The following is a 4,823-nucleotide window of genomic DNA, read 5'->3' on the forward strand; positions in this document are numbered from 1 at the left end:
GTAAAATGTTTGTGCTATTTTTCTGTAGTCTGCATTTACTACTACGATGTTTGAAGGTCTGCCCATATATCCATACTTTTTAGAACGGTGAACGCCAAGCCTATTTTATGCCTTAATCCTTTATTTACAATGGTTCTGGTGTTCGGTTTGGTGTTCTGTGGTGTTCGCTTATAGTTCATTTAACTGGTTGGTTAGATTGTCTTTTATTTTAGCTCTTAATCCTGCGATGTTATCCCAATACACTATTTTATATTTAAAGCCTCTGTTTGCAAAGCCATATTGTTTGATGTATTCCAAGTTCACTAATTTTTGTATGTAATAATGTTGTTGGGTTTTACTTACGCCTGTGGCTTCTCTCACTTCAAAACGATTAAATTCATACTCTCTATTTTTCTTCTCTACAAAGATTTTTAAGCGTTCAAAAAACTGTCTTAAACTACCGTCTAATTCATCTACTTTTAATAAAATACTTTCAAACAATATTTCACAAGCTATTTTTAAATCTTCTTTCTCTGTTATTAATCTGCCTTGTTTGTCTTGCTTCCGTTGGTATTGATTGAGTAAGGTTATTTGTTTTACAAAGCTTTGGTACAACTCGTTTAATCGCCTTATTTTATGGGCTTCTTCGGGTAGTTTTATTTTGTTGGCGTACGGATTGATGACTTCATACGGCTTTAATAATCGCATACAGTTTTGTATAAATTCACTTATCTTTTTTTGTTCTGCTTTGTCTATTAATCCTGCTGATAATTCATTTTGATAGTTGATTATTTTTTGTGTTTGCTCTCTGCTTTCATCTACTGCTATTAAAAAACTACGGCTTACATTGTCTTCATAAATTTCTCCTTTAGTAGTGCAGGATAGCGAAGCTATCGGGCCTCTTACCGTTCTTTCTGCTCCGCCTATTTTTCCGCTTCCATCTTTTACACTTGTACTGGTGCGTAAAATATCATTGCTCTGTAATTCTCTAACTGCAAGCTGTGCATCTTCTTTCAGTCCGTCTAAATCTTCAAAGCAGATTAATTTATTTACAAAAAAATATTCATCTTGATTATAAAAACTATTGTCCGTTACTCGTGTGTATCGCTTTACTTCTTCATCGGGTATTAAATGGCTTACAACCTTTAGTAGTCTTGTTTTTCCGCTTCCGCTACTGCCTTGTATTAAGCCGTGTAAAGTATCTTGCATTTTATAACTACTGGCTATTACAAACAATAAAATCCTATTCGTCTCTTCTCCTATCATTCCGCTTTTTCCTATCAACTCATTTATTTTTTGTATTAAATTTTCTCGCTTTAAAAACTCTATACATTTTGTTACTGTTGCTGTTGGTACTTGTATTTTGCTTTCTTGTTTACCTTGTGCTTGGTGTATTTGTTTTTCTTTGTAATGCTCTAAAAGGCTTGTCAGTTGCATTAAATCAGCTTCTATAATATCCTTTTGTAAGCCCAATTTTTCAGCTATAATTTTACAAGTGCTTTCTACTTGTTTGTATTCGTACAGGTCTAATTTCAAGGTTATACTATTCATCATAAACTAATTTGTAAAGTGATTTTTAAACTATCTAACTGGTCTATTCTAAAGCCTTTTATTTGATAAGCTGCTTCGTTGCCTTGGTATTTTAAATTGTAGGGATTGTTTGTATTTAGTCCTGTGGTTTGTGGCTCTTCTTTTTTTATTTCTTCTGTAATACTTATCTGTTCTGTGTTTTGAGTGCTTATATTATTATCAATACTTACAGCTTGTTCAGATGAAAAAATAAATTGTGTTTCTTTTCTTGTATCAATTAAATGCGTTAAAATCTCTGGGCTATGTCCTTGCAATAAACTATTTACATCTTCATTTTGCGGTACTTCTATACTGGTAATTTTTAAGTTTGGATATTCCCCTTTCAACATTGGTGCATATTTGGCTACGGCTTTTTGTCCTGGCTCATCGCCATTTAAAAAGAAAATAATTTCTTCTAACTCTTTTAATTCTTTGATTGATTTTTGATGCTCCTCCGTAAATCCATTTGTACCATACAAGGCTAATAGGTTGTATTTACTAGCTATTTCGGGCTGTTGTAACAAGGTTACACAGTCAATAATACTTTCGGTCAATATTAATTTTTTGGTGCTTGTTGGTGGGTAGTGTGGGTACAATCCTTGTCTATCTCTTAAATAAAAATGCCGTTGCTCTTTATCTGCTAATGTGCTTCTAAAATACAGGCTTACTATTTCATTGGCTTTATTTCGTAATGCAAAAACAATACACCATTTGCCAAAAGGTTTATATGCTGTATCGCCTGTTCTTGCTGTTAATCCTAAGTCTAATAATATTCCATACTCCAAACATTCTTTTATCAATGCTTCATCTTTTCTCGCTCCGTGATGGAACTGCCCTGCATTGTAGCCTACTTCTGTATTTTTAAAATCTATACATCTGCTTTGTAAATATTCCTTTGCTGGTGGGCTGTTGTGTACTGCATTTTTGAAGTAGGTAAACATCCGTTCTAAAAACATTGCTCTTTCTACATTATCGTTTTTGCTTGTTGCTGTTTGTGGGGGCTGAACTTGTCTTTGTCCGCCTCCTATTATTTCTACTGCTTTTTTTATGGCTTCGTGTTTGGTGCAGTTTTCTTTGTGCAGTATAAAATCTATCACATCAACGGCTTTGCCGTTGATTTTGCAATTACTGCTAAAGCAAAACGCTGTTTGCGTTTTGTAGTACAGTTGCATACTTGGGGTTTTATCTTCGTGGAATGGGCATTTTAAACGGTTCTGCTTATCCGCCTTTAAGCCGTAATACTTGATTACTTCCGATATAGTGAGCTTGCTTTTGATCTCTTGTATTTCCATTATAAAATTATTTTTTAGTCTTATTGACAAGTGCAAATATACTATATGATTAACTAATTGACAAGTTTAATTTATCATATAGTTTATTTAGTTGCCTAAAATTCACTTATTGACTATCTTTGCCATTGAATAGCATTTAAAAACATAGAGCAATGAACGTAGGTAAAAACATAAAGAAGATAAGAGAGCAAAAAAAACTCTTGCAAAAAGATGTGGCTGCTGCCGCTGGCTTGCATCCTGCCAACTATAACAAAACCGAAAAAGGCGAACGAGAACCCTCTATTGAGGCATTAGATAAGATTTCTAAGCTGTTCGGTATGACGGTGGATGAGATTATCCATTTTGAAGGAAAGATGCCTAAAGACGTTAAAATAAAGGATAAAACAGTGAATGAAAAATTGCAGTTGATTGACCAATTAGAAGAAGAAGATAAAAACGCTGTCTATCGCATTATTGATGGGATGCTCACTAAAACTAAATTCAAAGATTTCTTTAATAAAAATGTAGCCACACTATGAAAAAGAAAGAACTTATTGATGCCATTGCATCAGGCTCTAAACTTACCAAAGCCGATGCAGGGCGGTTAATCAATCAAACAAATGATTTCTACAATACTGTAATGGCTCAATATAGTTTTACTGATGCCACTACTTTAAAAATAATCAAGAAAATTATTACCGCTAAAGCGGACGGCTCAAAGCTCACTAAAGCCGATGCAGGATAAAACAAAAGCCACTCGATTGAGTGGCTTTTGTTTTAAAATCCTTTTCGTCTGATGTAGTAAAGACTTTCTTTATCGGGACAATATAATAGAAAATAATGTTCCAACTCATTAAAATAAACATAACTGTAGTAATTTTTTGGGTTATTTATATCACTATTAAATAATCGACTACATTCTTTGTCATCGAGATTGTTTGCTGTTAATGCGAACTTATATTGAGCTATTGTTGTAGAATCAATAGGGCAAGGTTTCCATTTTAAAACAATAGCATCACTATCTAATTCTTCATTTTCCCATTCATTTTTAATTTTAGGATAACTTGTATCAACCTTGGCGTTATTCATTTTGTATAAATAAAACTCAAATACTTCTCCCTTAAAATTCATTCCAAGAAAATCAATACCACATTTTTTTTCTCCGCTTACATTATAATTTGGAAAAAGTATTTTAAATTCTTTTTCTTTCAATGGACTGAATGATAATTCTTGGATATATAAATAAATAAACCCTATGAATGCAAGTAGTATAATTATAAATAAAAACTTTTTCATGATAGCTTTTATTTAGTAATTGGTATTGTTGCTTGTCCATATCCATGTATAAAAAAATCTTTTCCGTCATCTGCTCCACCTGGTCTGCCCCACCAAGTAGCAAAATCTCTCAGAGCTCTTCCATCCATTTTATAATCATACTCATCTAAAAATTTCTGACCTCCAATGTGAATAACGCCTGTGCTTGCATTTTGAAGAGTTAATTTTAGAGTGCCGTAAACTTTTCCTGTATTACTCAATCCCCAAACGAAATTATTATAAAGTGATTTACCGTCTTTATTATCAAAAGTTTTAGTCGTAATGCCCGGTAATTCAATTTTACTTTGGTCAACATATAAGGGCTTACCTGATTTATCTTTCCACCAATTATCGGCTTCAGATTTAGTTAAATAACCATCATAATCAGGTCTAGTTGGTAAGCTACTATAACTTGTTGCAAAATTCTTTTTGGCAGCAGCATCTTTAAATCCAGCTACACCAAGACTACTTTTTAAAGCATCTTCGTGTTTCATTCCTTGCTGAAAATTCGCTTTATCCATTACAATGGCCTTGCCTTTCAGCCCTTGATCATCCGTTCCTAGTAAAGTACCCTCTTGGTCATATACTGGACTTGCTGACATCCCTGTCGGGTCGGTCTTATTTATCGGGTCATTATCCATTGCACAGTATGGAGATTGCCAAGGAAATTTGTGTGCAAGGGGGTCAACA

General features: G+C 33.5%; 5 protein-coding genes and 1 pseudogene. 2 read left to right on the top strand and 4 right to left on the bottom strand.

The annotated features are described in order from the left end of the window. Positions 1 to 168: 168 nt before the first annotated feature. Together ACHZDT_RS17520 and ACHZDT_RS17525 are read right to left on the bottom strand one after the other, a co-directional pair. Positions 169 to 1,533, bottom strand: coding sequence for a hypothetical protein (locus tag ACHZDT_RS17520; RefSeq protein WP_394775946.1), 1,365 nt, complete (start codon positions 1,531 to 1,533; stop codon positions 169 to 171). Then, on the bottom strand, positions 1,530 to 2,840 hold the full coding sequence (locus ACHZDT_RS17525) for a CHC2 zinc finger domain-containing protein (RefSeq protein ID WP_394775947.1): 1,311 nt from the start codon (positions 2,838 to 2,840) through the stop codon (positions 1,530 to 1,532). The genes ACHZDT_RS17520 and ACHZDT_RS17525 overlap by 4 nt, the downstream gene beginning before the upstream one ends. A 152-nt stretch (positions 2,841 to 2,992) precedes the next feature. On the opposite strand from ACHZDT_RS17525, the gene ACHZDT_RS17530 reads away from it, so the two are divergent. Both ACHZDT_RS17530 and ACHZDT_RS17535 read left to right on the top strand, forming a co-directional pair. After that, positions 2,993 to 3,358, top strand: a complete 366-nt coding sequence (locus ACHZDT_RS17530; RefSeq protein WP_394775948.1) for a helix-turn-helix domain-containing protein — start codon at positions 2,993 to 2,995, stop codon at positions 3,356 to 3,358. Further along, positions 3,355 to 3,564, top strand: a complete 210-nt coding sequence (locus tag ACHZDT_RS17535; protein ID WP_394775949.1) for a hypothetical protein — start codon at positions 3,355 to 3,357, stop codon at positions 3,562 to 3,564. The genes ACHZDT_RS17530 and ACHZDT_RS17535 overlap by 4 nt, the downstream gene beginning before the upstream one ends. Before the next feature lie 32 nt (positions 3,565 to 3,596). Here ACHZDT_RS17535 and ACHZDT_RS17540 read toward each other — a convergent pair whose 3' ends face one another. Continuing rightward, positions 3,597 to 4,115, bottom strand: a complete 519-nt coding sequence (locus tag ACHZDT_RS17540) for a hypothetical protein (RefSeq protein ID WP_394775951.1) — start codon at positions 4,113 to 4,115, stop codon at positions 3,597 to 3,599. A gap of 8 nt (positions 4,116 to 4,123) precedes the next feature. Further along, a pseudogene (locus ACHZDT_RS17545) lies at positions 4,124 to 4,823 on the bottom strand (hypothetical protein); the annotation flags it as partial.

This window comes from Flavobacterium sp. (genome assembly GCF_043722275.1).
GTDB lineage: Bacteria > Bacteroidota > Bacteroidia > Flavobacteriales > Flavobacteriaceae > Flavobacterium.

What these genes read in the sequence shown, in the direction of transcription:
- ACHZDT_RS17530 (WP_394775948.1), top strand. Translation starts at nt 2,993, where the DNA reads ATGAACGTAGGTAAAAACATAAAGAAGATAAGAGAGCAAAAAAAACTC.
- ACHZDT_RS17535 (WP_394775949.1), top strand. Translation starts at nt 3,355, where the DNA reads ATGAAAAAGAAAGAACTTATTGATGCCATTGCATCAGGCTCTAAACTT.
- ACHZDT_RS17520 (WP_394775946.1), bottom strand. Translation starts at nt 1,533, where the DNA reads ATGATGAATAGTATAACCTTGAAATTAGACCTGTACGAATACAAACAA.
- ACHZDT_RS17540 (WP_394775951.1), bottom strand. Translation starts at nt 4,115, where the DNA reads ATGAAAAAGTTTTTATTTATAATTATACTACTTGCATTCATAGGGTTT.
- ACHZDT_RS17525 (WP_394775947.1), bottom strand. Translation starts at nt 2,840, where the DNA reads ATGGAAATACAAGAGATCAAAAGCAAGCTCACTATATCGGAAGTAATC.